General features: G+C 67.0%; 31 protein-coding genes and 1 tRNA gene. 17 read left to right on the top strand and 15 right to left on the bottom strand.

Going from position 1 to position 24,512, the window contains the following annotated elements; translation table 11 throughout:
- Positions 1 to 383: 383 nt before the first annotated feature.
- The 3 genes from KME82_RS10115 to KME82_RS10125 are packed head-to-tail and all read left to right on the top strand — an operon-like array spanning position 384 to position 2,897.
- Positions 384 to 1,391 (top strand): methionine ABC transporter ATP-binding protein, encoded by a 1,008-nt coding sequence (locus KME82_RS10115; protein ID WP_215498383.1) that lies wholly within the window; start codon positions 384 to 386, stop codon positions 1,389 to 1,391.
- Positions 1,388 to 2,071: a methionine ABC transporter permease gene (locus KME82_RS10120; RefSeq protein WP_215498384.1), complete on the top strand. Its 684-nt coding sequence runs from the start codon at positions 1,388 to 1,390 to the stop codon at positions 2,069 to 2,071. The genes KME82_RS10115 and KME82_RS10120 overlap by 4 nt, the downstream gene beginning before the upstream one ends.
- Positions 2,072 to 2,105: 34 nt before the next feature.
- Entirely contained in the window at positions 2,106 to 2,897 is a 792-nt protein-coding gene (locus KME82_RS10125) for a MetQ/NlpA family ABC transporter substrate-binding protein (protein ID WP_215498385.1), read from the top strand.
- Positions 2,898 to 3,182: 285 nt separating this feature from the next.
- On the opposite strand, the gene KME82_RS10130 is transcribed toward KME82_RS10125, so the two are convergent.
- Together KME82_RS10130 and KME82_RS10135 are read right to left on the bottom strand one after the other, a co-directional pair.
- Positions 3,183 to 3,593 carry a VOC family protein gene (locus tag KME82_RS10130; RefSeq protein WP_215498386.1) on the bottom strand — a complete coding sequence of 137 codons (411 nt, stop codon included), beginning with the start codon at positions 3,591 to 3,593 and terminating at the stop codon, positions 3,183 to 3,185.
- A 37-nt stretch (positions 3,594 to 3,630) separates the two neighbouring features.
- A complete protein-coding gene (locus KME82_RS10135; protein ID WP_215498387.1) occupies positions 3,631 to 4,074 on the bottom strand; it encodes a helix-turn-helix transcriptional regulator in 444 nt (147 codons plus the stop codon).
- Between the two features lie 231 nt (positions 4,075 to 4,305).
- Between KME82_RS10135 and KME82_RS10140 the strand changes: the two genes are divergently transcribed.
- Both KME82_RS10140 and KME82_RS10145 read left to right on the top strand, forming a co-directional pair.
- A complete protein-coding gene (locus tag KME82_RS10140) occupies positions 4,306 to 5,118 on the top strand; it encodes a hypothetical protein (RefSeq protein WP_215498388.1) in 813 nt (270 codons plus the stop codon).
- Positions 5,090 to 5,638: a hypothetical protein gene (locus KME82_RS10145; protein WP_215498389.1), complete on the top strand. Its 549-nt coding sequence runs from the start codon at positions 5,090 to 5,092 to the stop codon at positions 5,636 to 5,638. The genes KME82_RS10140 and KME82_RS10145 overlap by 29 nt, the downstream gene beginning before the upstream one ends.
- A gap of 27 nt (positions 5,639 to 5,665) precedes the next feature.
- Here KME82_RS10145 and KME82_RS10150 read toward each other — a convergent pair whose 3' ends face one another.
- The 6 genes from KME82_RS10150 to KME82_RS10175 form a co-directional block, all read right to left on the bottom strand.
- Positions 5,666 to 6,100, bottom strand: coding sequence for a hypothetical protein (locus KME82_RS10150; protein ID WP_215498390.1), 435 nt, complete (start codon positions 6,098 to 6,100; stop codon positions 5,666 to 5,668).
- 198 nt (positions 6,101 to 6,298) lie between these two features.
- Positions 6,299 to 6,541, bottom strand: coding sequence for a hypothetical protein (locus KME82_RS10155; protein WP_215498391.1), 243 nt, complete (start codon positions 6,539 to 6,541; stop codon positions 6,299 to 6,301).
- A gap of 36 nt (positions 6,542 to 6,577) precedes the next feature.
- Positions 6,578 to 6,853 carry a hypothetical protein gene (locus tag KME82_RS10160; RefSeq protein WP_215498392.1) on the bottom strand — a complete coding sequence of 92 codons (276 nt, stop codon included), beginning with the start codon at positions 6,851 to 6,853 and terminating at the stop codon, positions 6,578 to 6,580.
- 151 nt (positions 6,854 to 7,004) lie between these two features.
- On the bottom strand, positions 7,005 to 7,181 hold the full coding sequence (locus KME82_RS10165) for a hypothetical protein (RefSeq protein ID WP_215498393.1): 177 nt from the start codon (positions 7,179 to 7,181) through the stop codon (positions 7,005 to 7,007).
- 55 nt (positions 7,182 to 7,236) lie between these two features.
- Positions 7,237 to 7,569, bottom strand: coding sequence for a DMT family transporter (locus tag KME82_RS10170; RefSeq protein WP_215498394.1), 333 nt, complete (start codon positions 7,567 to 7,569; stop codon positions 7,237 to 7,239).
- A 345-nt stretch (positions 7,570 to 7,914) separates the two neighbouring features.
- The gene (locus KME82_RS10175; RefSeq protein WP_215498395.1) at positions 7,915 to 8,271 is read right to left on the bottom strand and encodes a hypothetical protein; all 357 of its coding nucleotides are present in this window, start codon (positions 8,269 to 8,271) and stop codon (positions 7,915 to 7,917) included.
- A 350-nt stretch (positions 8,272 to 8,621) separates the two neighbouring features.
- On the opposite strand from KME82_RS10175, the gene KME82_RS10180 reads away from it, so the two are divergent.
- Positions 8,622 to 9,884: a cation:proton antiporter gene (locus KME82_RS10180; RefSeq protein ID WP_215498396.1), complete on the top strand. Its 1,263-nt coding sequence runs from the start codon at positions 8,622 to 8,624 to the stop codon at positions 9,882 to 9,884.
- A 115-nt stretch (positions 9,885 to 9,999) separates the two neighbouring features.
- A complete protein-coding gene (locus KME82_RS10185) occupies positions 10,000 to 10,455 on the top strand; it encodes a hemerythrin domain-containing protein (RefSeq protein WP_215498397.1) in 456 nt (151 codons plus the stop codon).
- 62 nt (positions 10,456 to 10,517) lie between these two features.
- Here KME82_RS10185 and KME82_RS10190 read toward each other — a convergent pair whose 3' ends face one another.
- The 4 genes from KME82_RS10190 to KME82_RS10205 form a co-directional block, all read right to left on the bottom strand.
- On the bottom strand, positions 10,518 to 11,003 hold the full coding sequence (locus KME82_RS10190) for a pyridoxamine 5'-phosphate oxidase family protein (protein ID WP_215498398.1): 486 nt from the start codon (positions 11,001 to 11,003) through the stop codon (positions 10,518 to 10,520).
- 64 nt (positions 11,004 to 11,067) lie between these two features.
- A complete protein-coding gene (locus KME82_RS10195) occupies positions 11,068 to 11,340 on the bottom strand; it encodes a GlsB/YeaQ/YmgE family stress response membrane protein (protein ID WP_215499034.1) in 273 nt (90 codons plus the stop codon).
- 224 nt (positions 11,341 to 11,564) lie between these two features.
- Complete coding sequence (locus tag KME82_RS10200) at positions 11,565 to 12,155, bottom strand: GNAT family N-acetyltransferase (RefSeq protein WP_215498399.1); 591 nt, start codon at positions 12,153 to 12,155, stop codon at positions 11,565 to 11,567.
- 3 nt (positions 12,156 to 12,158) lie between these two features.
- A complete protein-coding gene (locus KME82_RS10205; protein ID WP_215498400.1) occupies positions 12,159 to 12,728 on the bottom strand; it encodes a helix-turn-helix domain-containing protein in 570 nt (189 codons plus the stop codon).
- A gap of 575 nt (positions 12,729 to 13,303) precedes the next feature.
- Between KME82_RS10205 and KME82_RS10210 the strand changes: the two genes are divergently transcribed.
- From KME82_RS10210 to KME82_RS10235, 6 genes are all read left to right on the top strand, one after another.
- On the top strand, positions 13,304 to 14,287 hold the full coding sequence (locus KME82_RS10210) for an NAD-dependent epimerase/dehydratase family protein (RefSeq protein ID WP_215498401.1): 984 nt from the start codon (positions 13,304 to 13,306) through the stop codon (positions 14,285 to 14,287).
- A gap of 83 nt (positions 14,288 to 14,370) precedes the next feature.
- On the top strand, positions 14,371 to 14,835 hold the full coding sequence (locus tag KME82_RS10215) for a DUF6194 family protein (protein ID WP_215498402.1): 465 nt from the start codon (positions 14,371 to 14,373) through the stop codon (positions 14,833 to 14,835).
- Positions 14,836 to 15,027: 192 nt separating this feature from the next.
- Positions 15,028 to 15,585: a 2-amino-4-hydroxy-6-hydroxymethyldihydropteridine diphosphokinase gene (locus tag KME82_RS10220; RefSeq protein WP_215498403.1), complete on the top strand. Its 558-nt coding sequence runs from the start codon at positions 15,028 to 15,030 to the stop codon at positions 15,583 to 15,585.
- The gene (locus KME82_RS10225) at positions 15,582 to 16,283 is read left to right on the top strand and encodes an SDR family oxidoreductase (protein WP_215498404.1); all 702 of its coding nucleotides are present in this window, start codon (positions 15,582 to 15,584) and stop codon (positions 16,281 to 16,283) included. Before KME82_RS10220 ends, KME82_RS10225 begins: the two co-directional genes overlap by 4 nt.
- A 34-nt stretch (positions 16,284 to 16,317) precedes the next feature.
- Positions 16,318 to 16,773, top strand: a complete 456-nt coding sequence (locus KME82_RS10230) for a hypothetical protein (protein ID WP_215498405.1) — start codon at positions 16,318 to 16,320, stop codon at positions 16,771 to 16,773.
- Positions 16,774 to 16,791: 18 nt separating this feature from the next.
- Positions 16,792 to 17,247 carry a macro domain-containing protein gene (locus KME82_RS10235; protein WP_215498406.1) on the top strand — a complete coding sequence of 152 codons (456 nt, stop codon included), beginning with the start codon at positions 16,792 to 16,794 and terminating at the stop codon, positions 17,245 to 17,247.
- 110 nt (positions 17,248 to 17,357) lie between these two features.
- On the opposite strand, the gene KME82_RS10240 is transcribed toward KME82_RS10235, so the two are convergent.
- A complete protein-coding gene (locus KME82_RS10240; RefSeq protein WP_215498407.1) occupies positions 17,358 to 17,705 on the bottom strand; it encodes a hypothetical protein in 348 nt (115 codons plus the stop codon).
- A 270-nt stretch (positions 17,706 to 17,975) separates the two neighbouring features.
- Here KME82_RS10240 and KME82_RS10245 point away from each other — a divergent pair, with 270 nt between their 5' ends.
- The 4 genes from KME82_RS10245 (at position 17,976) to KME82_RS10260 (ending at position 23,239) form a co-directional block, all read left to right on the top strand.
- Positions 17,976 to 19,046 carry a diguanylate cyclase gene (locus KME82_RS10245; protein ID WP_215498408.1) on the top strand — a complete coding sequence of 357 codons (1,071 nt, stop codon included), beginning with the start codon at positions 17,976 to 17,978 and terminating at the stop codon, positions 19,044 to 19,046.
- The gene (locus KME82_RS10250; protein WP_215498409.1) at positions 19,046 to 19,411 is read left to right on the top strand and encodes a hypothetical protein; all 366 of its coding nucleotides are present in this window, start codon (positions 19,046 to 19,048) and stop codon (positions 19,409 to 19,411) included. The genes KME82_RS10245 and KME82_RS10250 overlap by 1 nt, the downstream gene beginning before the upstream one ends.
- A 105-nt stretch (positions 19,412 to 19,516) precedes the next feature.
- Positions 19,517 to 20,821 carry a nucleotide sugar dehydrogenase gene (locus tag KME82_RS10255; protein ID WP_215498410.1) on the top strand — a complete coding sequence of 435 codons (1,305 nt, stop codon included), beginning with the start codon at positions 19,517 to 19,519 and terminating at the stop codon, positions 20,819 to 20,821.
- Between the two features lie 795 nt (positions 20,822 to 21,616).
- The gene (locus KME82_RS10260; RefSeq protein WP_215498411.1) at positions 21,617 to 23,239 is read left to right on the top strand and encodes an FMN-binding glutamate synthase family protein; all 1,623 of its coding nucleotides are present in this window, start codon (positions 21,617 to 21,619) and stop codon (positions 23,237 to 23,239) included.
- Positions 23,240 to 23,792: 553 nt separating this feature from the next.
- Here the strand turns inward: KME82_RS10260 and arsC are convergent.
- Together arsC and KME82_RS10270 are read right to left on the bottom strand one after the other, a co-directional pair.
- The gene (arsC, locus tag KME82_RS10265; RefSeq protein WP_215498412.1) at positions 23,793 to 24,158 is read right to left on the bottom strand and encodes an arsenate reductase (glutaredoxin); all 366 of its coding nucleotides are present in this window, start codon (positions 24,156 to 24,158) and stop codon (positions 23,793 to 23,795) included.
- A gap of 242 nt (positions 24,159 to 24,400) precedes the next feature.
- Positions 24,401 to 24,475, bottom strand: a tRNA-Val gene (locus KME82_RS10270).
- Positions 24,476 to 24,512: the final 37 nt, after the last annotated feature.

Here is a 24,512-nt window from a genome sequence, read left to right on the forward strand (position 1 = left end):
TTCGGTGCCGCCGGAAGGCTTCGAGGCAATCCGCAGACAAACCCGCGCAGGGCGCGACGGCCGGATGGGCGCGACCGGCAAGTTCGGACGGCCGGCGCCGATGTCCAGGAGGATCCGGTGAGGTCCGGCCCGAGCCGACAGGGTGTTCAGACTGCCGCCGGGACGCTCGAACCGCTTGAAGGACTTGTGTCCCCAGTGCAAGGGATCGCACGGAATAAGCACATAACCGTCGACTCGGGCGCCGGTGCTCGGCCCGTCCTACAATGCGCGGGCGGGCGATCCACGGAATGATAGGCTGACGGCACGGCGCTTCGGCGCCCCGGTTCCTACGCCGTTCGCGGCGCGTTGTCCTTCCCCGCACCCAAGTGCTCACGCGACGGTCCATGATCGAATTCCAGCAGGTCCACAAATCGTTCCGCGTCGGCGGCAACGACGTTTCGGCGTTGCAACCGCTCGATCTGCAGATCGTCGAAGGCGAGGTGTTCGGCATCATCGGCCATTCGGGGGCCGGCAAATCCACCCTGATCCGGATGATCAACGGCCTGGAGCGCCCCAGCGGCGGCCGCCTGCTGGTCGACGGCGAGGACCCGAGCGCGCTCGATCCGGCCGGGCTGCGCGCGTTGCGCCGGCGCATCGGCATGATCTTCCAGCATTTCAATCTGCTGTCCTCGCGCACGGTTGCGGCCAACGTGGCGTTTCCGCTCGAACTGGCCGGCACGCCGCAGGCCGACATCGCCCGCCGCGTCGCCGAACTGCTGGCGCGGGTCGGCCTGAACGATCACGCCAATAAATACCCGGCGCAATTGTCCGGCGGGCAGAAACAACGCGTCGGCATCGCCCGCGCGCTGGCCTGCCGCCCGCGCATCCTGCTGTGCGACGAAGCCACCAGCGCGCTCGATCCGCAGACCACCGCCTCGGTGCTCGCGCTGCTGGCGCAGATCAATCGCGAGCTCGGCCTGACCATCGTGCTGATCACCCACGAGATGGAAGTCATCCGCCGGGTCTGCGACCGCGTCGCCGTGCTCGATGCCGGCCATCTGGTCGAAAGCGGCACGGTCGCCGACGTGTTCCTGCATCCGCGTCATCCGACCACGCGCCGTTTCGTCTCCGAAGCCGAGCACGTCAACGAAGGCGCGCTGCACAGCGATTTCGCCGCGGTCGCCGGGCGCCTGCTGCGCCTGACCTTTCTCGGCCAGCACACCTACGAGCCGTTGCTCGGACGCATCGCGCGCGAGACCGGAGTCGACTACAACATCCTCGCCGGCCGCATCGACCGCATCAAGGACCTGCCGTACGGGCAGCTCACCATTTCCCTGGTCGGCGGCGACAGCGACGCGGCGATCGCCGCGTTGAACGCGGCCGGCGTCCACATCGAGGAGATCGCGCGATGACGCCGGACACCGGTTGGTTCGCCCATCTCGACGCGGGCAAGTGGGCCGAGATCGGCCAGGCCACGCTCGACACCTTGCTGATGCTGGCCGGCGCGTTGCCGCTGACCCTGGCGATCGGCCTGCCGCTGGGCATCGCCCTGTTCCTGACCGCGCCGCGCCAGCTGCGCGCGCAGCCGCGCCTGTACGGCGCGTTGTCGCTGGTCATCAATATCCTGCGCTCGGTGCCGTTCATCATCTTGATGATCGTGATGATCCCGTTGACCTTGTCGGTCATGGGCACCTCGCTCGGCGTGCGCGGCGCGATCCTGCCGCTGGTCATCGGCGCGGCGCCGTTCTATGCGCGCCTGGTCGAAACCGCGCTGCGCGAAGTCGATCGCGGCATCATCGAGGCCTGCCAGGCGATGGGCGCGACGACCCGCCAGATCGTGCTGCGCGCGCTGTTGCCCGAAGCTTTGCCGGGATTGATCGCAGGCGCCACGGTTACGACGGTTGCCTTGATCGGTTATACCGCCATGGGCGGCGCGATCGGCTCCGGCGGCCTGGGCGATCTGGCCTACCGCGACGGCTATCTGCGCTCGCATACCGACGTGGCGTTCGTGACGGTGCTGTTGTTGCTGTTGCTGGTGCAGGCGCTGCAGACCCTGGGCGACAAGCTGGTCGCACGTTTCAGCCGCCGCTGAGCCGCATCACATCATTCGAAAGAGGATTACCCCGATGAAAAAGCTTCTTGCGCTGTTGCTGCTCGCCACCGTCGGGCTGGGCGGCTGCGGTTCGTCCGGCACGGCGTCGTCGAAACTCACCGTCGCGGCCACCGCGGTGCCGCACGCGGAAATCCTCGAAGTGGTCAAGCCGCTGCTGGCCAAGGAAGGCGTCGAACTCGACGTGCGGGTGTTCAACGATTACGTGCAGCCCAACGACCAGGTCGCGCAGAAGCTCATCGATGTGAGCTACTTCGAGACCGAGCCCTACCTCAACGCCTACAACAAGAGCCGCGGCACCCAGCTGACCACCATTGTCGGGGTGCATATCGAACCGTTCGGCGCGTACTCGCGCAAGTTCAAGTCGCTGCAGGAACTGCCGAGCGGCGCCGACGTGGCGATCCCGAACGACCCGAGCAACAACAGCCGCGCGCTGATCCTGCTGCACAAGGCCGGGGTGATCCAGTTGCGCGATCCGACCGATTCGCTGGCGACGCTGCGCGACATCACCTCCAACCCGAAGCAGCTCAAGTTCCGCGAGCTCGATTCGGCGATGCTGCCGCGCGTGCTCAGTCAGGTCGACCTGGCCCTGATCAACACCAACTACGCGCTCGACGCCGGCCTGGACCCGACCAAGGACGCGCTGGCGATCGAAGGCTCCGATTCGCCGTACGTGAACTTCCTGGTCGGTCGTCCCGACAACCTCAAGGACCCGCGCGTGCTCAAGCTGGCGGCCGCGCTGACCAGCCCGCAGGTCAAGGACTTCATCACCAGGAAGTACCGCGGCGCGGTGTTGCCGGCGTTCTGAGATGCGGTGTCGCTCGCGATGCCGATGGCGGTGGCGTTGCGGATTGCAGCGCCAATGACGGTGCATCGAATGCGCCGATGAATATGTCGACAGTGGCGTGAAGCTTCGAGGTCTTTTGTGGGGGGCTTGAGCCCCGACGCTTTGCGATCAGACCAGGTTGTTTTGCGTTGGCCTGTAACCGACTGCATCGCGATCCCGGACAAAAGCGTCTGGGCTCAAGCCCCCACCTAAGCACGGCAAGCGCCCAGCACCCCGCAACGCGAGGTGCTGCAACGCGCGCGCGGCTCAGCGCAGCTCGTTGATGCGGATCAAGTTGCCGGCCGGATCGCGTACCGCGCAATCGCGCACGCCATACGGCTGCTCGATCGGCTCCTGCACGATCTCGGCGCCGCCCGCCTGCAGGCGCGCGAACACGCCGTCGAGATCGGGCGTGGCGAGCGTGATGATCGCGTAGGTGCCCTTGGCCATCATCTCGGCGATCGTGCGGCGTTCCTCGTCGGTGATGCCGGGGCTGGCCGCCGGCGGATGCAGCACGATCGAGGTGGCCGGCTGGTTGACCGGACCGACGGTAATCCAGCGCATGCCGCCGAAGGCGACGTCCTTGCGGACCTCGAAACCGAGGGTGTCGCGGTAGAACGCCAGCGCGGCGTCGGCGTCGTTGTGCGGGAGAAAGCTCGCGTGGATGCTGATGTTCATGGCAGATGTCCTGGGTGGGGTGGGGCGAGACGTCATGCTAGGTCGAGCCGCCGCCGGGCGCTTCTCGATTCCTGATCGGTCGCGCCACCTGCTTCGCCACGCACGGCGGCAGCCCCTCGCTCGCGCGCGCCGCCTGTTGCTTGTAGACGCTGGGCGGCACCCCGACCAGTTCGGTGAAACGGGTGCTGAAAGTGCCCAGCGATGAGCAGCCGACCTCGAAGCAGACCTCGGTGACGCTCAGGTCGCCGCGATCGAGCAGCGCCATCGCGCGTTCGATGCGCCGGGTCATCAGATAGGAATAGGGCGATTCGCCATAGGCGAGGCGGAACTGGCGGCTCAGATGCCCGGCCGACATGCCCACGCCGCTGGCGAGCGCCTCGACGTCGAGCGGCTGCGCGTAGTCGCGGTCGATCCGGTCGCGCACGCGACGCAGTCGCGCGAGATCGCGCAGGTGGACGGCTTCGGTGGGCGGGCGGGTCATCGGCGGGATCGTGCCATGTCGCGTCGAAGGTGCCTAGCGCGGTTGCGCCGCGCATTCGCGCTTCGGTCCGCTTCGCCTTCACAAGCGAATCGGTTCGCGCGTTATCCCCGACGAGCCGTTGCGCGATCGCGGATTCGGGTCCGTCGTCGATGTGTCGTTGCGCGCGGCGTCCTGGTTCGCCGATTCCACGACCCGACCCACCCTCGACCTACGACCCGGCAGGTAACCCGCATGAGCAGAATCATCTACACCGGCGCGCCCGGCAATCCGCACTGGAGCACCAACCAGCCGATGTTCACCACCACGCAATACCAGGCCGGCGCGCTCGCGGTCCGGCAGATCGCCAACTTCGCCGGAACCTGCGCGTCGGCGATACTCGGGCCGGACCTGATCATGCCCGGGCAGCAGGGCAGCAACGTCCCGACCGCCACGGGTGCGCCATGGGATCGCTTGCTCAATGGCGGACCGCCGGTGACGTTCATACAGGACGGCACCTACGCATGGATTCGCGGCCATCTCGTCAACGGGCGCTGGGGCGGCCCGGGCGGCTCGTGGAACAACCTGGTGCCGCTCACCGGCGTGGCCAACTCCAACCATGCGACGGTCGAAAGCTATATCGACGCTTATCTCGCAGCGAGTTACCAATACGAGACGGGAGGTCAGCGCGATGCGTGGTACGGCGTCTATTACTGCGTGCAGGCCTCGGCGAGTCCGTTCTCGCATCCGGCGACGACCAACAACCAGAACCTGTATTCCTACGCGCCGGAATTCATCCGCATCCTGTGGCGCGCGGTGCGGATCGCCAAGCCGGTGAATGTGTCGCCTCAGGTCGCCGCGGCGAACATCGGCAATTACCCGCGCACGGCGGTCGGGGCGTTCCCGCAGGGTTTCGTGCGGCCCGCGCTGCCGCAAGCCATGAACGGCCGCCAGGCGCTGCCGGCCGGCAACGTTGCCGGCGGCCCGGTGCTCGGTGCGTTGCCGATCAATTTCCCGGGCGCACAAGGCAACGGTTTCGATGGCGGGATCGAGATCCACCAGAGCTGAGCCGCGGCGCGGGCGGCGTGGGGGTGAGTGCGGCGGCCATCCGCGCCGCCGGCATGGGCATTCGGGCGAAGCGACACCGCGAGGTCGCCGGCCCGAATGCCCGATCGCTTGCCGGGTTGGCGCAAATGCCCATACTTCAGCGATGAACCGTCATTTTCTCGACAGCGCCATCCTCGACGAAGGATCGATCCAACTGGACCGAAACGACGTATTCGTGATGTGGAAGATCGAGCCGGTCGAACACGGTTTGCAGGCCCGTCGCATCCTGTTCGATTTCAGCATGAGCTTGGGCCGCACCGTCAACAATACGATTCACCATCGCATCGTCACAAAGGCGAACTTCGATGGATTGATCGCCAATGTGATCCTGCGTTCGGGCAGGTGCCGCGAAGTGGAGCAGGCGGAGTTCGACCGGATCCATGCCTGCCTCGACGACAAGTCGCTGCAACTGGAAAAGATCAAGCGGCGCAAGCGCATCGTCGAAGTCGAACACGGCATGGACCAGGCGCCGTTGCCCTAGCGGTTGTGGCGGATTGCGGCGAAGCGCTTATGCGTTGTCTTGCTGAGGACGCCGTGGACGCGCAGGCAAGAGCGCTTGATTTTTCAGCTTCAGCGCCCAGCTCGCTCCGAGCCAGCCTTGCAGCGGCAGGCTCAGCAGCAGGCCGGCGCAGAACCATGGCGGAAAGTCGCCGCCCAGTTGCAGCACCGCGTAGACGGCGGCGATCAGCAAGGCGGCGAAACCGACCAGCGCATGGCGACGCGGCGCCGCCGGCGCGCACCAGCTCGCAGTCGCGATCGCGGCGATCCCGCCGGCGATCGCCCAGGCCAGGTCCCAAACCAGGCGGACGGCGCCGCCCGGCGAAAATCCCAGCCATGGCGCCAGCGTGCCGCCGACGAGGTTGATCGCCACTAGCGCGAACACGGCCGCGCTCATGGCCAGCAACGAGCCCAGGATCAGCCAGACGAAGCGTTTGAACGACATGCCACCTCGATGAGAGTTCGATCGCCGCGAGAAAAACTGCATGCGGCCTCGCGCGGCCTCGCGCGGCGGCGAGCGGCCGCCGCGCGGTGAACTCTATCGCAACGCAAGGCCGGTTGAACTGGTCTTTCCGCTGCCTGATTCAAAGCATCCGACGCGCGAGCGCGGCGATCGGATCTTCACCTTCGCCGGTCGCTGCCGCTAGGGCGCATGCACGTCCACCGACCAATAGGTCACCGCTTCGAAATCGTTGACGTACACGCCGGTCGATTTGGGCCGCAGCACCACGCCGCGGGTGTCGCGGATCTGCAGCGACAACTGCCGGACCTGTTCGGAGCCGTCGGGCAGGGTGGTGACGTCGACCTGGCGTATGCAGGTGAGCTGGCACGGCCAGCCGTTCGAGTTCACCGCCGAGATGGTCCAGCCTGAGTTCCTGATGGCCATGGGCCTCCGGGATGCAGCTGTGCAGTTGTTGGAAGGCTAGGCGCGAACTTCGCCCAGCCGCAGGACCGCCGAGAAGCCGACATACGACCAGAACACGACGACCACGCCGAGCCAGGCGAAACCCCAGGCGAAGCAATCGCCGGCGAACGCGAGGAAAGGAAACGAATTGCCGGTTTGACGGCCGGGCAGCATCGGCCCGCCTTCCAGCGACCAGAACGAAAGACAGGTCGAAACTCCCAGCCACATCGGAAACAGCCATCCCGCCGAGAGCAACGCGACCACGGCGCTGACGATCGTGTTTCGCGTGTTCATGGTGAAGCTCCTTGTGACGATGCACGTTGCCCGGCAGGTGCGCGATGCGGCGCGTTCCGATTCCTTCGGCGGCGCCCGGTCGCCGAAGGAATCGGCGGCGACCGTTCGCTTGTACAGAGCGTAAACCTCAAGTCGGCGGGTTGGAAGGTCGTCAACGATCCACCGCTGTGACCGTCGTCGCTGTCGCAATCGGCGACGGCGCGGCGATGTCGTCGTCGGAGCTTGCCTGCTTCGCGCCTGAGCCTTCGATGAGGTGCGCGGCGGGCGCGTTCGCGACCGTCCGCGAACCGAGCACCGTGCAATGGATGGCGGCCGCGGTGGCTAGCATGGCGATGCCTCCTGCACGGGGCGGAAACGCGATGGCGGTATCGGCGATCGCGCCTTCAATGCGCGATGGACTTCGAGAACAGATTCATGACCACCACTCCGGACACGATCAAGGCCATGCCGATGCCGGCGGCGGCGTCGAGTTTCTGGCCGTAGTGGAACCAGGCGAAAACGCTTACGAGCACCACGCCCAGGCCGGCCCAGACCGCGTACGCCACGCCGACCGGAATCGATCGCAACGCGAGCGAGAGAAAGTAGAAGGCCACGATATAGCCGGCCGCCACGATCAGCGACGGCACCGGCCTGGTGAATCCGTCGCTCGCCTTGAGCGCGGACGTTGCCACTACTTCTGCGATAATTGCAATACCCAGGAAAATCAACGATTTCATGATGTTTCGCTCCGTACGGGGAGCCGGATTGTGTGGGTCGAAAACCGATAAGAACAGTCTTGTTGCGCCGCTGTTTTTCTGAGCACTCGGCGCTGTTGCCGATGGTTTTCGTCGATGCCAGGGCGATGGGCGATTCGATGGAAGGCCGAGCGGGAAAGGCGGTGTTCGGCCCGTCATGCATTGCGTATGCACGCCGAAATGTCGGTGCGCAGAAAACGGTCTTGCGTTTACACGACGTGCGAAAACGCTTTGGGCTTTGTGCAGCGCGTGGCTTGGGATGCGTGTCTTGCGGTGCGTGGATCGCGGCGATGGGTTTATTCCATCTCGATGACGGCCGCTGTCGAATCAACGTTCGTCGCGGCGTCGGTGATCGGCTTCGAACGAGAGCGCCCGCTCGTCGTTCGCAAGCTCGATTACGGCCGAATCGGGTACGACCCGATGGTGGGAGCGCTGTGCGCTCGACCAGTAATGTACGAACGGCGTCATCGCCGCGGCATCGATCGGCCGATGCCGCGACCGGGGACCCGGCGAGACAGCCGTCGATCCATCCGCTGCGCGGACCGACGCCGCGGCGGGCTCGTCCGCCATGAAAAAACGATCGTGGAGGGCCTGGCTCTTCACCACGATGCCGGCCATGGCCAGCGCGGACAGGACGAAGGTGATGGCTATCGCCCAGGTAATGACGCGATCGTCGCGGGTCATGGTCGTCCCTTCGTCGCGCAGTCGTCCCTGCGGCTTCAGCCTACTCGGGAGTAACCAAACTGAAACACGACCTAGCCGACAAAAAACACGACGGGCGCTCGCCGGTCGTCGCGCGCAAATCCACGTGGTCTGGGTGAGAGCAGCCTCGACCGCGACGCTTTGCGGTTGGCTCGAATCGAATCTGCATCTGTGCCGATCGCAACGGCCGCTCGGGCGCCGGCACGGCGGTGAGTTTGAGTGAGTCGATGGGTTCGGCCATGGCGCGAGGCAGGTCCGAGGCAGCGGCGACTTCGCACGCTCCGACCGCGCGACGGCTCCCGCGCGGCGTCAACGCCGATATCATGCCGCGCATGCAGCCCATCCTCGCCGCCCTGACCGATGCCCTGATCTTCATTCTCCTGTCGTGGGGCCTCTGGCGCGCGCTCGGGCGCTCGATCCCGTTGGCGGTGGTGCCGATCGTGATCGGCCTGGTGCTGGCCGCGACCGGCTGGCTGCCCGCGGGCCTGGGCGTGCCGTCGAAGATCGGTGATCAGGTCGGCTGGGTCGGCGTGCTGCTGCTCGCCTTCACCGCCGGACTGGAGACGCGCCACAGCCCGGCCGCGCCCGAATCCGAATCCGAATCCGGGAGCGAACCGCCACACCCGCGCGGCGCGCTGTCGCTGTCGCGTTTCACCCTCAGCGCCGCGCTCGCGCTGGTGCTGCCGTTCCTGGTCGGCACGCTCGCCGCGTACTGGCATTTCATCGGCCTGCCGGGCTGGGCCGCGCCGCGCGCGCCGGGCTGGCTCGGCGCGGTCGCGATCGGCCTGTGCGTGGCGGTCAGCGCCTTGCCGGTGTTGATCGGGATCGTGCGCGAACTCGGCTCGCTGCATCGGTCGTTGACCCAGACCGCGGTCGCCATCGCCGTGGTCGACGACGCGGTGTTGTGGATCGGTCTGGCGGCCTTGTTGTTGCTCGCCGACGGCGGCGCCGGCTTGGCGGGCTGGTCGGGCCTGGACGGCGTGGCCATCGCGTTGCCGTTGTTGCTCGCCGCATTCGGCGTGGTGGCCGAGCGTCGCGGCGCAACGCCGCCGATCGCGCTGGTGTGGCTGGCCTTGCCGGTCGCGCTGGCCGCCTGCGCCTGGGCGAGTTCGCAATTGGGGCTGCACGCCTTGCTCGGTGCGTATTTCGCCGGCGCGATCATTCCGCCCAGCTGGACGCGGCGGTTGCCGTTGCACGGCATGGGCCAGTTCGCGCTGATCGGCCTGGCGCCGCTGTTCTTCGGCCACAGCGGTTTGCGCATCGACGGTGATGCGCTCGGTTGGGCCTCGCTGCAGGCGGCGTTCGCGTTGTTGGCCTTGTCGGTATTGGCCAAGCTGGCCGCGCTGGTGCTGTGTCCGCCGTCGCCGCGGTTCAGCCGCAGGCAGGCGCTGGCGATCGGCGCGCTGCTGCAATGCAAGGGGCTGATGGAAATCGTCGCGGCCACCATTCTTCGCGACAAGGGCCTGTTGTCGGAGTACGCGTTCGCCGCGCTGGTCACCCTGGCGGTGCTTTCGACCGTGCTGACTGGACCGTTGTTCCGCGCGATCCTGCGGGGCCGCGCGGCGCAGCGGCGAGCGGGCTACGAATACAGCTGACGCCGAGCGCCGCCACGTGTCGCGGCGATGGCGCCGGGCTTGAGGTCGCGCGCGGGCTCACGGCGTCGCCACGTCCGCCAGGCGATGCTCGCGTGAGCCAGCCAAGGAGCCTGCCATGCCCGACACCCTTTACGACGCGCTACGTGAAAGCCACGAGGTGCAGCGCTCGCTGTGCAGGAAACTGCTGCGTTCCAAGCCAGGCGAGGGACGGCAGGAATTGTTCACCGCGCTGCGCATCGAACTGGCCGCGCACGAGGCGGCCGAAGAACGCTATCTGTACGTGCCGATGCTGATGAACGATGCCGGCCTGGATTCGTCGCGGCATGCGCTGCACGAGCATCACGAACTGGACGAACTGGTCGAGGACCTGCGCGAGCGCGCGCCGGGCGATCGCGGCTGGATGAACACCATGCGCAAGCTGTCGAAGAAGGTCCACCATCACCTCAAGGAAGAGGAAACCAAGTTCTTCCAGGTCTCGGGCAGGCTGATCGGCGCGGGCGACAAGCTCAAGCTGGGCAAGCAATACCGGCGCGATTATCAGCGCATGGTCAACAAGCTGCAGGCGCAGTAGGCGCTCATGCGCGACACCCGCCGTGTCGGCGGGTGTCGTTGCTGCGGGGTAAGCGTGCGAACTCAGCGAAGGTCGACGTTCGCGACCTTGTCTTCGTAGCTTTTCTTCGGGTCGATGCCGAGCAGCATCTTGACCCCGGCCAGCAGATTGTTCTCGTTGAGCCAGATCTCCGCGTGCTCGGCGTCCAGGCGCAACAGCGCGAGTTTCGGATCGGTCTTGCCGCCTTCGTACCAGGCCGCGATGAACGGGTTCCACAGGCGCTCGATCACCGCGCGGTCGGTGTCGACGGTCAGGCGTCCGGACAGGCTGGCGAACAGGTCGTGGTTCTTGGATGCGAACGCGGCGATCGCGCGACTGCCGGGCTGCACCGCCTGCACCAGGGCGTTGTCGGTGGAGGTAAAGAACCAGACGATGCGGCTGCCGTCCTCGACGTTGGCCGTCATCGGCCGGGTGTGGCCTTCGTCGACGCCGTGCAGGCCGAGCATCAAGGTCCGGTCGGACTGCAGCGACTTCCACAGCTTGGTTTCGAGCTCTTGCGGTGTATGCATTACGTTCTCCGGAAAGCGGGTGCGCGCACGGGGTGCGAGCCGTCGGGCGGCGTGCGTTCGCGTATCAGCGCACGCGCCCGTGGCGGAACAGGTTGACGACGCCGAGCAGCACGATGGCGCCGAGCAGCGACACGATCAGGCCGCCGAGGCTGAAATTGCCGTCGTTGATGTCCGAACCGCCCATGCCCAGGATCGAACCGAGCCAGCCGCCGATGAAGGCGCCGACGATGCCGACGACGATATTGAGGAAGATGCCTTGCTGTCCGTCGGTGCGCATCAGCAAGCTGGCGATCCAGCCGATGATGCCGCCGACGACCAGCCAGATGATGATGCCCATCATGAGCGGGTCTCCGCGATGCGCCGCGTCGTTGCGGCAGGCCGACGTTGCGGTGCGCGGCGTGACGGCGACGTCTGATCCGCGGGGACGAGCGTCATCGCGCGAGCCGCCGTTCGGCTTTGTGTGGGCTTCGTAACAAGCGTGTTGTCGCGGCGTGTAGAAGGAGGCTGCGCGCAGTCGCGGTGCGACTTTCGCAGCGACGCGAGCGCGGCGCGTAGCGCGCGTCAGGCTTGCGCTTGCGCGCGATCGTCCCGGTCATGGCCGGCGCGAGGCGGGAACGCCGTCGCATCGGCAAGGGCCCCGAGGCGTTTCCAAAACAGCACCGTGCCGGTCAGCCCGCCATGCGGCTTGAGCGCGTAGTCGGGGATTTCGCCGGCGCGGGTGTAGCCGAGTTTTTCGTAGAAGCCGGCCGCGCCTTGCTCGGATGCGGTGTCGAGCACGAGCAGGCTGCGCCGATGCCGCGCGGCCAGGCGCTCGGCCTCGCCGACCAGTGCGGCGGCGATGCCGCGACCACGATGACTCGGGTGGGTCATCATCTTGGCCAGCTCGGCGCGATGCGGCTGATTGGGCGGGCAATCGAGCAACAGGCTCACGGTGCCGACCAGGGTGTCGCTCTCGAACGCGGCCAGCACGATGCGCGCGCCGCGGTCGGCCGCGGCCAGGGCGTCGCGCCAGAACCGCTGCGCGCTGTCGTAGGCGAGCGGATGCATGAAGCCGACCGAGCCGCCGTCGGCGACGACCTCGATCAGCAGGCGGGCGAGGTCGTCGCTGCGCTGCGGCGACGACGACAACGGGGCGATGAGGATGGACGACATGGCTCAGCTGCGCGCCAGCACGACGAGGTAGGTGCAGGCGACCTTGCCCGTATTGGCGAGGACCACGTCGCACGGCGGCCCGAAGCCGAGGCAATCGCCCGCGGCCAGGACATGGCGCTCGCCGCCTTCGTCGATCGCCAGTTCACCCGACACCACGCGGATCGCCTGGCGGATGCGCGCGTACGACGCGGCGGGCAGGGCGACGCGCTGCCCGGGCGGCATCTCGACTTCGACGATCTCGACCGGGTGATCGGCGCGCAGGAACACCTGCCGGCGCAGATAACCGCTGTCGGGATCGCGCCACAGCGGTTGCTCGGCGGCGCGCGATACGCGGCTGGCGTCGGCGGCTTCGGCGCGCAGCAGCAGGCCGGCGAGGGTCAGGTCGAAGGCCGCGGCCAGGCGCACCAGCAGCGCCGCGGTCGGGCTGGTTTCGCCGCGTTCGATCTTGCTGATCGCGGCCTTGGACACGCCGGAGCGATCGGCGAGTTGGGCCAGCGACCAGCCGCGCGATTCGCGCTCGTGGCGGATGCGGCGGGCGAGGCGGTGGCTGGTTTCGTCTGGTAATGTACTCATTTCGTCTTTTATACGAGACGATTGGGCGGGTAGTCAATGGGAGCGCCATGCCTGGCTCCAGGTGATCTGGCGGTGCGTCAAGACGCTTTCGGGGCGGGGCGACCGTGGCAGTCGTGGCGTCGTTGCAGGCGAGGCATCGACGGCTCCCGGGCTCCCGGCATGACGCCATTGGCGAAGCAGGCCATCGCGTCAACCGTCGCCCACTTTGTAAAAGGGGCGAGCGCCCGGCGCCGGTACGAAGTCGGATCGAACCCTCAGCGCGGGGGATTCGCTTTTCACCCGCGCCCAAGCAACCAAGAAAAAGCACAAGCGAACCCCTTGCTGGCCCCGTTTACGAAATGGAAACTCAATCGACACGCATCGAGCACTCATCAAAGCAGCACAGCCCATCGCCGGATGACCACGCTGCGCGCAGCGCGTTCGCATGCGCAGTCGCTCGCATCACCCGCGTCAGCGCGCCATCGCGCCAGCAGGGATGACGCCACGCCCGCACGCTTGTTAATCTGCGCGCCATCCACGCACGCTATCGCCGAGGTCCGCCGACCTCGGCGCGTCACTCTTTGCGGAGCCTTCGAATGACCGTCCTCGTTACCGGCAGCGCCGGCCACCTCGGCGAAGGGCTGATGCGCCGCCTGCGCGCGCAGTCGCGCGCGGCGCGCGGCGTCGACATCAAGCCGTCCGCATTCACCGACCGGGTCGGTTCGATCGCCGATCGCGGCTTCGTCGAGGAGGCGATGCACGGCGTGCGCTGCGTGATCCATTCGGCGACCCTGCACAAGCCGCATGTGGCGACCCACAGCTACCAGGACTTCGTCGACACCAACGTCTCGGGCACCTTGAACCTGCTTGAGGCGGCATTGAAGGCCGGGGTCGAATCGTTCGTGTTCACCAGCACCACCAGCGCGTTCGGCGCGGCGTTGAAGCCGCCGCCGGACGGGCCGGCGACCTGGATCACCGAGCAGGTCGCGCCCATCCCCAAGAACATCTACGGCGCCACCAAGATCGCCGCCGAAGGTTTGTGCGAGCTGTTCCATCGCAAGCACGGGCTGCCGCTGCTGGTGCTGCGTACCTCGCGCTTCTTTCCCGAGGACGACGACGATGCCGCGGTGCGCAGCGTGTATGCGCCGGCCAACGTCCAGGCCAACGAGCTGCTGTACCGTCGCGCCGACCTCGACGATGTGGTCCAGGCGCATCTGTGCGCGATCGAACGCGCGCCCGCGCTGGGCTTCGGCCGCTACATCGTCTCGGCGACCACGCCGTTCGCGCAGGCCGATCTGCAGGCGCTGCACGACGATGCCGCCGGCGTGGTCGAGCGCTTGTTCCCGCAGTGCCGCGATCTGTACGCGGCCAAGGGCTGGCGCCTGTTTCCACGATTGGACCGGGTCTACGTCAACGAGGCGGCCCGGCGCGATCTGCGCTGGGAGCCGCGCTACGGTTTTAGCTACGTGCTCGACTGCCTGAGCGCGGGCCTGGATTTCCGCAGCCCGCTCGCGCACGAGGTCGGCATCAAGGGCTATCACGCCACCGCGTTCGAAGGCATTCCGTATCCGGTGGAGTAGGCGTTCGCGCCGGCGCCGCGTTACGTTCGCCGCCGCGGCCTTGCGCTAAGGTATCGGCCCCGTTTTCACCCGCAGGTAATGCCATGCACCCGATCGATCCCGGCGCCGAATCGATGACCCAGCAGCAGGTGATCGACGGCATCGTCGCGGCCTTCGATGCGGTCGAAGCGGTCCAGGCGGTCGAGGGCGAGGGCGGCGACTGGTTCTTTTTCTTCGGCGCGGAACGCCATTTTCCGTTCGCCACCGTGGTCACCCGCGACAACGACTTCGATCACCTGTCCCGGCTCGACCGCGACGGCGTGTTCCGCCTGAACCTCGGCCTGAGCAAGCCCGGCTTCGCGGCCGTGTTTGAGACCGCGCAGGACGAGGCCTGGGACTACACCGCGCTCGACCGGTTGATGCCGCATCCGATGTATGCGCGCATGCATTGGGTCAGCGTGCTCAACCCGAGCCGGCTCACCTTCGAACGCCTGCAGCCGCTGCTGGCCGAAGCCTTTGAGCTGGCGCAGCGGCAGGCGGCGCGGCGGCCGGCGTCGGATCGGCACTGACGGCGCTCGCGTCGCGACGTGCAGGTCACGGGCGATCGTCGGTTTGCCGGCTAGAATGCGCCCATCCCCACGGCGACCGCGGCCGCAACGGCGCGGTAGACGAGCTAGCAGAGGCGTAGCGTTGACGATCAGGACCGACACGAGCATGCATGGCGGCGTCTGCGCCGCGCCCGTCCGCGCGGCGGGCGGCGCATGAACTGGATCGCGCTGATCTGCCTGGGCGCCAGCGACGGCGCGCGGGTCGAGAATCTGCTGGAATCGGCGACGCGCTTGCTCGCGTTGCCGCAGGCGCGCGCGCTGCGTGCTTGCTCGGAACTGTTCGGCGATCGCCATCGTCCGCATCGCGGCGGCGCGACGGTCAATCTGATGCTGGCGCTGGAGGTCGAGGCGGGGCTGACGATCGAGGCCCTGGAACACGAGTTCAAACGCATCGAAGCCGCATTCGGCCGACAACGCGATCCGCGCCGGGCGATGCCGGTGCCGCTGGACATCGATCTGCTCGGTCGCATCGGCGACGGCGTGCAATGGCAGCCGCGCTACGATCCGGGCCGGGCGTACCTCTACCACGGCCTGCACCAGCTGCCGCTGCCGGTCTTGCAGCGCGAACTCGATCGTGTCGTCGCGCAGCGCGGATTCGCGGCGGAACAAAACGCGAGCGGGTTCTACGGACTGGCGAGCGCGGCGTTCGTCGAACGCTATCTGGCCGCATCGGCGACGCGGCCGTCCATGCAAACGGAGATGCAGCGATGACCCAACGCACGACCCTGGTGACCGGCGCCTCGCGCCGCATCGGACGCGCGATCGCCGAAGCCTGCCTGGCCCGCGGCGAAACCGTGGTGGCCCATCGGCGCAGCGCGACCAGCGAATGCGCGCCGTATTCGGCGCCGGTGATCGACTGGTGCTGGGACATGACTCAGGCGCTGCCGGCCTTGCCGTCGGCGCCGGTCACCGACGTGGTGCTCAACGCCTCGCTGTTCGAACGCGGTTATGCCTGGGGTGCGCTCGGCGCGGCCGAGGTCGGTGACGAGCGCGAGCGCCTGGAGCGCCATCTGCGGGTCAATCTGCTCGCGCCCTGGGAACTGGTGGTGCGCCTGCATGCGCAGTCGCCGCTGCGCTCGGTGGTGATGCTGCTCGATACGTATCTCGACCGCTCCTTCGCCGGGCATGCGGCCTACCAGGTCAGCCGCGCCGCCGGCGCCGGCATGGTCCGCGCGCTCGCCGCCGAACTGGCGCCGGCCTGCGTCAACGCGGTCGCGCCCGGCACGGTGCTGCCGTCGGTGCGCGATCCCGCCGAGCGCGCCGAGCAGGAGGAAGCGATCGCCGCGCGCACCGTGCTCGGCCGCATGGGCTCGGTCGACGACGTGGTGCAGGCGGTGCTGTACCTGCGCGACGCGACGTATATCACCGGCGAGATCCTGCGGGTCGACGGCGGGCGCTTCAAACTCTGAGCGGCGCGCATCGCATTCAACGACAAGGACGCACATGAAGATCGTCAAGGGCGACTTGCTGCAACTGGCGGCCGACGGGCATTTCGACGTGATCGTGCAGGGCTGCAACTGCCAGTGCCGGATGCGCCGCGGCATCGCCCTGAGCATCAGCGAACGCTTCCCGGCCGCGCGCGACGCCGACCTGCGCACCGAACCGGGTTCGCGCGCCAAGCTCGGCAGCTACAGCCAGGCGACAGTGCGCGAGAACGGCCACGAATTCGTGGTGGTCAACGCCTACACCCAGTTCGACTGGCAAGGCGAGGGCGTGCTCGCCGACTACGATGCGATCGAGCGGGCGATGCGCGCGATCGCGCGTGAGTTCCACGGACGTCGCATCGGCTATCCGCTGATCGGCGCCGGGCTGGCGCGCGGCGATTGGGCGCGGATATCGGCGATCATCGAAGCGGCGCTGGCCGGCGAGGATCACACCTTGGTCGAATTCACCGGTTGAATCATTTACAGGGCGCAGATGAAGATCATCCAGGGCGACTTGCTGCAATTGGCGGCCGACGGCCGTTTCGACGTGATCGTGCACGGCTGCAATTGCCAGTGCCAGATGGGCAAGGGCATTGCCTTGAGCATCAAGCGCCGGTTCCCCGCGGCGTATCGGGCCGACCTGCAGACTGAAAAAGCCTCGCGCGACAAGCTGGGCACTTACAGCCAGGCCGAGGTGAGCGAGAACGGGCACGCGTTCGTCGTCGTCAACGCCTACACCCAGTTTCACTGGCGTGGCCCCGGCGTGCGCGCCGAGTACGATGCGATCGAGCGGGCGATGGCATCGATCGCCAGGCAATTCCATGGCAAGCGAATCGGTTATCCCTTGATCGGCGCGGGCCTCGCCGGCGGCGACTGGAGCCGGATATCGGCGATCATCGACGCGGCGCTGGCCGGCGAGGATCACACCTTGGTCGAGTTCAACGGTTGATTCGGCAGCTCAGGCGTCGCGGCAGTCGACCGGCGAACCAACGAAACCCACGATCGAGATGCATCATGCCCGCGGTATTGCGCCGCGGGCGTCGGCTGTAGCGCGCGTGATCAGGGCTGCGCGGCCAGTTCGGCCATGTGGCGCTGGATGCGCATGTGCGCGGCTTCGGCGTTTTCGCGCGCGCGCCGCCAGGCCGAGCGGGCCGCGTGTTCGGCGTGTTCCCAGTCCAGCGCCGAGCCCAGGCGGATGCGCTGGTAGCGGTCGCGCAGGTCCAGGCGCGGGTCGTCGAAATCGCGGTCGGGGTGTTCGAGTTGCGCGGAGATGCCGACGTAGAACGCCGGTGCGTAATCGCTGAAACGCAGTCCGTCGCGGTAGAACTCGGCATCGCGGAAATGACTGGCCCAGTAGCTCAATCCGGGCGTGGTCGGGGCGGGGCGGCCTTGCAGGCTGGTCGTCATCACACAGGCTCCACTCGGGAACCCCCTGTGCCTGAATGGTGCCAAATTTTGGCGTTAGCGATTTGTGTAGGGAATGTTCAAGTCCCGCTATGCGCGCCGCGCCGGCGCATGCCGACTCGGGCGGTTGGCGGGGCGCTCCAAAAAACTGCGATGCAGGTCGTAGGCGCGCGGCTCGACAGGCTCCGGCCGGCCAGGCGGAGGCGGGGTATGCTGTGCGCGCCGCAGGCGCTGCGGCACTTGCATCGTTGATCCAGCCCGTGGGGAGTGCGCGTGACGGGAATCGCCGACAGCCCGCTCCAGCCCGATCATCTGGCCGGCGAGCATTTGCGCTTCGTGCGCCGCATCTACCAGATGCGCACCCTGGGGCTCGGGGTCGGATTCTTCGCCGTGGCCGGCGTGTTGCACGAGCAGGGCGCCTCGCCGTGGCTGTGGGCGGCGCTGGTGTTCAACGGCTTCGGGTGGCCGCCGCTGGCCTATCTGCTGGCCCGGCGCAGCCGCGATCCCGAATACGCCGAATACCGCAATCTGCTGATCGATTCGGCCGCCGGCGGGGTGTGGATCGCGGTGATGCAATTCAACGCGGTGCCCAGCGCGCTGCTCGCGGTGATGCTGTCGGCCGACAAGATCGGGGTCGGCGGTTGGCGTTTTTTCGCCCGCACCGCGATCGCCCAGGCCGTGACTTGCCTTGCGACCTGGGCGTTGCTGGGCTTCGGGTTCCGGCCGCACAGCTCGATGCCGGTGATCCTCGCCAGCCTGCCTTTCATGTTCGTCTACCCGATGGCGATCAGCAGCGCCGCCTACGGCCTGGCGCGCAAGGTGGTGCGCCAGAACAAGCAACTCGCCCACATCAGCCGCACCGACCCGCTGACCGGCCTGCACAATCGCCTGCACTGGGACGATTCGGCGACCGCGACCATGACCTATTGCGCGCGTTCGTCCAAGGACGCGGCGCTGATCGTGATCGACGTGGACCGGTTCAAGGAGATCAACGATTTCCACGGCCATCTGGTCGGCGATGCGGTGCTGCGCCGGGTCGCCGGTACCCTGCGCACCGCGACCCGGATGACCGATACCGCCAGCCGCCTGGGCGGCGACGAATTCGTGCTGATCCTGATGGACATCGACCTCGACGGCGCGCTGGCGATCGCCGAGCGCATCCGCTGCGCGGTCGAGGACGCACGGTTCGAGGAAGCGCCGGCGCTGCGCTGCACGGTCAGTATCGGCGTGGCGAGCATGGGGCCGAAGACCATCAGCGCGGCGATGTGGATGCGTCATGCCGACGCCGCGCTGTATCGGGCCAAGCAACTCGGACGCAACACGGTGGCGGTGGCGGAGGATTGATGAGCGGGGAACCGGAGCGGCCGGTGATCTGGACGCAGTGGACGCCCGCGAAGCCGTGGGCCGAGTTCGACGCGCACCGGGTATTGTCCGATGCGATCTGGGACAGCGTGTCCGAGCCCGAATGGCATTACCTCAATCCGGCCGGCGGCCTGTCGATCTGGGAAGCGCGCGAGGACGGCAGCGCGATCGTGATCGAATACCGTGACGACCGCATCGTCGCCCTGCAGACCAGCGGCGGCATCGCGCAGCGGCATTTCCTGGCGCTGACCGCGCTTGCGGTTGATCGCCTCGGCGCACGCCGATCCGTCGGCGCCGGACGACGGGCCGGCCTGAGGCTGCGTTCGCCTCGATCGGCGCGAGCGTGAGCGAACTGCGCCGCCGGTATTTGCCAGTGCGCGACGCGGCTGCCTAGAATCCCCGCACCGGGGGTCCGGCCGCCCCGGCGCCCGATCCCGACATCAGGGCAGGGCATGACACAGCACGGCGGCACCACCTCGCAAGCGGGCATCGCGCAAGCGCGCATCGGCGTGATCGGCCTGGGCTATGTCGGCCTGCCGCTGGCGCTGGAGTTCGGCAAGCAGTACGACACGGTCGGCTACGACATCAATGCCGTGCGCGTGGCCCAGCTCAGCGTCGGCGAGGATCATCATCGCGAGAACGATCCCGAGGAGATCGCCGCCGCGACCCGGCTGCGTTTCAGCGCGAGCATCGACGACCTGGCCGATCGCGACGTGTACGTGATCACCGTGCCGACCCCGATCGACGAACACAAGCGACCGGACTTCACCCCGCTGATCGAAGCCAGCCGCGCGCTGGCCGCGCTGCTCGAACCCGGCGACACGGTGATCTACGAGTCCACCGTGTATCCCGGCGCGACCGAGGAAATCTGCATTCCCGAACTCGAGCGCGTCTCGGGCCTGCGTTGCAACGAGAATTTCTTCGTCGGCTACAGCCCCGAGCGGATCAATCCGGGCGATCGCAAGCGTCGTCTGGTCGATATTCCGAAGGTGACCTCCGGCTCCAATCCCGCGACCGCCGAGCGGGTCGACGCCCTGTACCGCAGCATCATTCCGGCCGGCACCCACAAGGCTTCCAGCCTGCGCGTGGCCGAGGCGGCCAAGGTCATCGAAAACACCCAGCGCGACGCCAATATCGCCTTGATCAACGAGTTCGCGCTGATCTTCCAAAGGCTCGGCATCGACACCACCGAAGTGCTGGAAGCGGCCGGCAGCAAATGGAATTTCCTGCCGTTCCGGCCTGGCCTGGTCGGCGGCCATTGCATCGGCGTGGACCCGTATTACCTGATCCAGAAAGCGCAGAGCGCCGGGTACTACCCCGACATCCTGCTCGCCTGCCGGCGCATCAACGATTCGATGGGCAGTCACGTCGCCGGTGAAGTGGTCAAGCGGATGATCCAGCGCGGCACCGCGGTGGCCGGCGCGCGGATCCTGATCCTGGGCATCACCTTCAAGGAAAACTGCGCCGACCTGCGCAACACCCGCGTGGTCGATCTGGCGCGCGAGTTCGGCGAGTACCGCGCGCAGGTCGACATCCACGACCCCTGGGCCAATCACGAAGAAGCGCGACGCGAATACGGCGTGAGCATGGTCGAACACCCGCAGGCCGGCGCCTACGACGCGATCGTGCTGGCGGTGGCGCACGAACAGTTCCGCGCGCTCGGCGCGGGCGGCGCGCGCGCCTACGGCAAACCGGGCGCGCTGTTGTACGACATCAAGAGTCTGTATCCGCGCGATGAGGTGGATGCGCGGCTTTAGCTGGCATCTTTGCAGAATGTCATTCCCGCGAAGGCGGGAACCCAGAGACTTCAGCGTCATCTTTCAAGCCGTCATTCCCGCGAAGGCGGGAATCCAGCCACTTCAAGCGTTCTCGCACGAAAGGCCCTGGATTCCCGCCTGCGCGGGAATGACGGTAGGAGAAGGCGCCGGTAGTTGTTGTTACGAACCACGTCGCTTGGTCGCAGCCGAATATCCAGAACCTTCAGCGCGATCTTTCGGATCGTCATTCCCGCGAAGGCGGGAATCCAGAGGCTTCAGCGCCATCTTTCAGATTGTCATTCCCACCAACGCGGGTTCTGCTTCACTTCGGCGCAGCCGAGTATCCAGCGACTTCAAGCGTTCTCGCACGAAAGGCACTGGATTCCCGCCTGCGCGGGAATGACGGTAGGAGAGGGCGCCGGTAGTTGTTGTCACGAACCACTTTGCTTCGTCGCAGCCGAATATCCAGAACCTTCAGCGCGATCTTTCGGATCGTCATTCCCGCGAAGGCGGGAATCCAGAGGCTTCAGCGCCATCTTTCAGATCGTCATTCCCGCGAACGCGGGCTCTGCTTCACTTCGGCGCAGCCGACTATCCAGCGACTTCAACCGTTCTCGCACGAAAGGCAATGGATATTCGCCTACGCCGGAGCAGGGCGGAGCCCGCCTTCGCGGGAATGACGGTAGGCGATGGCCTCATCGCTCGCCCTTACGGGACCAGCCACCCACCTCCGTACAGCCAATCCACCCGCGCAAGGGTATGCTCGGCCTCAGCTCGTGAACCCATCCGATCGCCATGCGCTATGCCGCTTACCTTGCCAGCCTGATCCTGACCCTGATTTCCATCGTGCTGGTGTTCACCCACCACGTCGATTGGTGGTGGGGCGTGGCCGTGTTCGGCGCCATCGCCGCCCTGGGCACGGTCGACCTGCTGCAGACCCGCAGCACCCTGCGCCGCAACTATCCGGTGCTCGCGCATTTCCGCTACGGCCTGGAATCGATCGGCCCGGAGATGCGCCAGTACTTCATCGAAGCCGATACCGCCGAGGTGCCGTTCTCGCGCCAGCAGCGCGCGCTGGTCTATCAGCGCTCCAAGTCGGTCAACGACGTGCGCCCGTTCGGCAGCCAGGCCGATGTCTACAGCCTGGACTACGAATGGATCAACCATTCGCTCGCGCCGACCGCGCACATCTCGCACGACTTCCGCGTGGTGATCGGCGAGAACAGCGCGCAGCCGTACTCGGCCAGCGTGTTCAACATCTCGGCGATGAGTTTCGGTTCGCTCTCGGCCAACGCGATCCGCGCCTTGAACAAGGGCGCCAAGCTCGGCAACTTCTATCACGATACCGGCGAAGGTTCGATTTCGCCGTACCACCGCGAAAACGGCGGCGATCTGGTCTGGGAAATCGGCTCGGGCTACTTCGGTTGCCGCGACGACAAGGGCATGTTCAGCGAGGAACGCTTCATCGCCAACGCGCGCGATGAGCAGGTCAAGATGATCGAGATCAAGCTGTCGCAAGGCGCCAAGCCCGGCCACGGCGGGGTGTTGCCCGCGGCCAAGGTCAGCGCCGAGATCTCGGTCACCCGCGGCGTGCCGATGGGCCAGGACTGCGTGTCGCCGGCCGCGCACACTGCGTTCAATTCGCCGCAAGGGTTGCTGCAGTTCGTCGCCAGGCTGCGCGCGTTGTCCGGCGGCAAGCCGACCGGGTTCAAGCTCGCGATCGGCCATCCCTGGGAGTGGTTCGGCATCGCCAAGGCGATGCAGGAAACCGGCGTGCTGCCGGATTTCATCGTCGTCGACGGCGCCGAAGGCGGCACCGGCGCGGCGCCGGCGGAGTTCATCGACCACGTCGGCGTGCCGATGCACGAGGCGCTGATGCTGGTCCACAACACCCTGGTCGGGCTGGAACTGCGCGACAGGATCCGCATCGGCGCGGCCGGCCGGGTGACCAGCGCCTTCGACATTGCCCGCACCCTGGCGATGGGCGCGGACTGGTGCAACGCCGGACGCGGCTACATGTTCGCGCTGGGCTGCATCCAGGCGCAGAGCTGCCACACCGACCGCTGCCCGACCGGCATCGCCACCCAGGACCCGAGCCGCTGGCGCAAGCTCGACGTGCCGGACAAGTCGACCCGCGTGTTCCATTTCCACGACAACACGCTCAAGGCCCTGCGCGATCTGCTGTGCGCCGCCGGCCTGAGCCATCCGGGCGAAATCGGCCCCGAGCACATCCTGCGCCGGGTGTCGCCGACCGAAGTGCGCTCGCTCGGCGCGCTGTACAACTTCCTCGCGCCCGGCGACCTGCTCGGCAAGGTGCCCGACCACGCGGTATTCAAATCGTTCTGGGCGAACGCGCGCAGCGATTCGTTCGCCGCGCCGGAGCGGTTGCTGGCGATGCGGGCGAGCAAGTCGTTTTGATCGCTGCCGATCGCGGTCTGGATCAGGCGTGAGTTGCGGCCTGGATTGAGGCTCGACTTCGCGCAAGCTTTCGCGAGGCCCCGAGGTCGTTTGTGGGAGGGGCTTGAGCCCCGACGCTTTTCGCTCCGATCGCGACAGTTGTTCAAGCAAGACGCTTCGTCGTCCGATAATCCAGGTGACTGGATCGAAAAGCGTCGGGGCTGAAGCTCCCTCCCACAAAAGATTTCGGGCTGGATCGCGATCTGGTGCTGTCGCTATCTTCGTGGCGATCCAACGTCGTTTGCTGCCTTCAGATCAGGAAGCGTGAGTTATTACGAGCTTTCGCGAGGCCCCGAGGTCGTTTGTGGGAGGGGCTTGAGCCCCGACGCTCTTCGCTCCGATCGCGACAACTGTTCAAGCAAGCCGCTTCGTCGTCCGATAATCCAGGTGACTTGATCGAAAAGCGTCGGGGCTGAAGCTCCCTCCCACAAAAGACCTCGGGCGGGACCGCGATCTGTTGCTATCACTGCGGCCCTTTGTCGCCGCTGTCGCGAGCGAACGCCATTTGCGGGCTTCAGAGCAACTCCAGCACCCGCTCCGGCGGCCGGCCGATTACCGCGCGTCCGCCGTGTACGAAGATCGGCCGCTCGATCAGGCGTGGATGCTCGGCCATCGCCGCGATCAGCGCTTCCTCATCGAGGGACGCATCATCCAGGCCCAGCTGGCGGTACTCATCCTCGCCGCTGCGCAGCAGGTCGCGCGCGGGCAGGCCCAGCAGCGCGAGCAGGGCGCGCAATTGGGCGGCGTCGGGCGGTGTGTCCAGGTAGGCGACGATCGTCGGCTGCACGCCGCGTTCGTGCAACAGCTCCAGCGCGCCGCGCGACTTGGAGCAGCGCGGGTTGTGGTACAGCCGGGTCGGGGCGAGGTGGGCGTCGTTCATCCAGCGATCTCCTGTGCGGTTTCGGTGGCGCAGGGCGCGGCCGATGAGGGTTCGCGGTCCTGGCCGAGTCGACTTGGGCGGGCCGGCGCATTCGGTCGGGGCCTGGCTCGCGTCGATCCGGTCGCGACGGCGCAACCGCCGGCAATGCGTCCGCGGCGTGCGCGTCGCCGGCCGCGCAACCGCCTCGGGCGGTGCCCGTCCAAAACGAAAAAAGCCGGCTTTCGCCGGCCTTTCCGTGAAACTGGTGGGCGGTGCAGGGTTCGAACCTGCGACCCTCGCCGTGTGAAGGCGATGCTCTACCGCTGAGCTAACCGCCCGATGTTGAATCGGGCCGCAGATTCTAATGGGCCTTTG

Source organism: Lysobacter capsici (assembly GCF_018732085.1).
In the GTDB taxonomy this organism is placed as follows: Bacteria; Pseudomonadota; Gammaproteobacteria; order Xanthomonadales; family Xanthomonadaceae; genus Lysobacter; species Lysobacter capsici_A.

Excerpts from the sequence above, each read along its gene's own strand:
- KME82_RS10115 (WP_215498383.1), top strand. The coding sequence starts at position 384 with ATGATCGAATTCCAGCAGGTCCACAAATCGTTCCGCGTCGGCGGCAAC.
- KME82_RS10120 (WP_215498384.1), top strand. The coding sequence starts at position 1,388 with ATGACGCCGGACACCGGTTGGTTCGCCCATCTCGACGCGGGCAAGTGG.
- KME82_RS10125 (WP_215498385.1), top strand. The coding sequence starts at position 2,106 with ATGAAAAAGCTTCTTGCGCTGTTGCTGCTCGCCACCGTCGGGCTGGGC.
- KME82_RS10130 (WP_215498386.1), bottom strand. The coding sequence starts at position 3,593 with ATGAACATCAGCATCCACGCGAGCTTTCTCCCGCACAACGACGCCGAC.
- KME82_RS10135 (WP_215498387.1), bottom strand. The coding sequence starts at position 4,074 with ATGACCCGCCCGCCCACCGAAGCCGTCCACCTGCGCGATCTCGCGCGA.
- KME82_RS10140 (WP_215498388.1), top strand. The coding sequence starts at position 4,306 with ATGAGCAGAATCATCTACACCGGCGCGCCCGGCAATCCGCACTGGAGC.
- KME82_RS10145 (WP_215498389.1), top strand. The coding sequence starts at position 5,090 with ATGGCGGGATCGAGATCCACCAGAGCTGAGCCGCGGCGCGGGCGGCGT.
- KME82_RS10150 (WP_215498390.1), bottom strand. The coding sequence starts at position 6,100 with ATGTCGTTCAAACGCTTCGTCTGGCTGATCCTGGGCTCGTTGCTGGCC.
- KME82_RS10155 (WP_215498391.1), bottom strand. The coding sequence starts at position 6,541 with ATGGCCATCAGGAACTCAGGCTGGACCATCTCGGCGGTGAACTCGAAC.
- KME82_RS10160 (WP_215498392.1), bottom strand. The coding sequence starts at position 6,853 with ATGAACACGCGAAACACGATCGTCAGCGCCGTGGTCGCGTTGCTCTCG.
- KME82_RS10165 (WP_215498393.1), bottom strand. The coding sequence starts at position 7,181 with ATGCTAGCCACCGCGGCCGCCATCCATTGCACGGTGCTCGGTTCGCGG.
- KME82_RS10170 (WP_215498394.1), bottom strand. The coding sequence starts at position 7,569 with ATGAAATCGTTGATTTTCCTGGGTATTGCAATTATCGCAGAAGTAGTG.
- KME82_RS10175 (WP_215498395.1), bottom strand. The coding sequence starts at position 8,271 with ATGACCCGCGACGATCGCGTCATTACCTGGGCGATAGCCATCACCTTC.
- KME82_RS10180 (WP_215498396.1), top strand. The coding sequence starts at position 8,622 with ATGCAGCCCATCCTCGCCGCCCTGACCGATGCCCTGATCTTCATTCTC.
- KME82_RS10185 (WP_215498397.1), top strand. The coding sequence starts at position 10,000 with ATGCCCGACACCCTTTACGACGCGCTACGTGAAAGCCACGAGGTGCAG.
- KME82_RS10190 (WP_215498398.1), bottom strand. The coding sequence starts at position 11,003 with ATGCATACACCGCAAGAGCTCGAAACCAAGCTGTGGAAGTCGCTGCAG.
- KME82_RS10195 (WP_215499034.1), bottom strand. The coding sequence starts at position 11,340 with ATGGGCATCATCATCTGGCTGGTCGTCGGCGGCATCATCGGCTGGATC.
- KME82_RS10200 (WP_215498399.1), bottom strand. The coding sequence starts at position 12,155 with ATGTCGTCCATCCTCATCGCCCCGTTGTCGTCGTCGCCGCAGCGCAGC.
- KME82_RS10205 (WP_215498400.1), bottom strand. The coding sequence starts at position 12,728 with ATGAGTACATTACCAGACGAAACCAGCCACCGCCTCGCCCGCCGCATC.
- KME82_RS10210 (WP_215498401.1), top strand. The coding sequence starts at position 13,304 with ATGACCGTCCTCGTTACCGGCAGCGCCGGCCACCTCGGCGAAGGGCTG.
- KME82_RS10215 (WP_215498402.1), top strand. The coding sequence starts at position 14,371 with ATGCACCCGATCGATCCCGGCGCCGAATCGATGACCCAGCAGCAGGTG.
- KME82_RS10220 (WP_215498403.1), top strand. The coding sequence starts at position 15,028 with ATGAACTGGATCGCGCTGATCTGCCTGGGCGCCAGCGACGGCGCGCGG.
- KME82_RS10225 (WP_215498404.1), top strand. The coding sequence starts at position 15,582 with ATGACCCAACGCACGACCCTGGTGACCGGCGCCTCGCGCCGCATCGGA.
- KME82_RS10230 (WP_215498405.1), top strand. The coding sequence starts at position 16,318 with ATGAAGATCGTCAAGGGCGACTTGCTGCAACTGGCGGCCGACGGGCAT.
- KME82_RS10235 (WP_215498406.1), top strand. The coding sequence starts at position 16,792 with ATGAAGATCATCCAGGGCGACTTGCTGCAATTGGCGGCCGACGGCCGT.
- KME82_RS10240 (WP_215498407.1), bottom strand. The coding sequence starts at position 17,705 with ATGACGACCAGCCTGCAAGGCCGCCCCGCCCCGACCACGCCCGGATTG.
- KME82_RS10250 (WP_215498409.1), top strand. The coding sequence starts at position 19,046 with ATGAGCGGGGAACCGGAGCGGCCGGTGATCTGGACGCAGTGGACGCCC.
- KME82_RS10255 (WP_215498410.1), top strand. The coding sequence starts at position 19,517 with ATGACACAGCACGGCGGCACCACCTCGCAAGCGGGCATCGCGCAAGCG.
- KME82_RS10260 (WP_215498411.1), top strand. The coding sequence starts at position 21,617 with ATGCGCTATGCCGCTTACCTTGCCAGCCTGATCCTGACCCTGATTTCC.
- arsC (WP_215498412.1), bottom strand. The coding sequence starts at position 24,158 with ATGAACGACGCCCACCTCGCCCCGACCCGGCTGTACCACAACCCGCGC.